We start from the raw sequence: 316 nt of genomic DNA, 5'->3' as shown, positions 1-316 counted from the left end.
TATAAGAATCAAGGAATTCAAACTTCCCCCCATATAAGCCACGAAAGAAAAAAGAATAATCCAATCTTAGTGAATGCTTCAATTTATCTACCTAAAAAAAAGAATTAAAATGTCCTCTCACATCAACGGGTTTAATAAGATCATCAAAGAATTAAATAGGGAAAACTTAGGGACTGATAACCTTGTGGCCATCAAACGATATAAAGAAGGGAGAAAGCTCCCGGGTTATTATACTGCTCTTGATAACCTAGGAAATAAAAATTGTTGTGAGTGAATATCCAAAAAGGCAAATGTAAAATGAAACCTTTTTATTAAG

The 316-nt window shown here is 32.3% G+C and carries 1 protein-coding gene; it reads left to right on the top strand.

Going from position 1 to position 316, the window contains the following annotated elements:
* Positions 1–109: 109 nt before the first annotated feature.
* Entirely contained in the window at positions 110–274 is a 165-nt protein-coding gene (locus E1171_RS02245; RefSeq protein WP_155203659.1) for a hypothetical protein, read from the top strand.
* Positions 275–316: the final 42 nt, after the last annotated feature.

Origin of the sequence: Xanthovirga aplysinae (assembly GCF_009711365.1) — a bacterium.
Classification (GTDB): Bacteria; Bacteroidota; Bacteroidia; order Cytophagales; family Cyclobacteriaceae; genus Xanthovirga; species Xanthovirga aplysinae.
The sequence above is the reverse complement of the archived record's forward strand: the minus strand, read 5'-3'. Positions and strand labels throughout refer to the sequence as shown.

Bases quoted from the DNA above. Each gene is read 5' to 3' on its own strand.
- E1171_RS02245 (WP_155203659.1), top strand. From the start codon at position 110: ATGTCCTCTCACATCAACGGGTTTAATAAGATCATCAAAGAATTAAAT.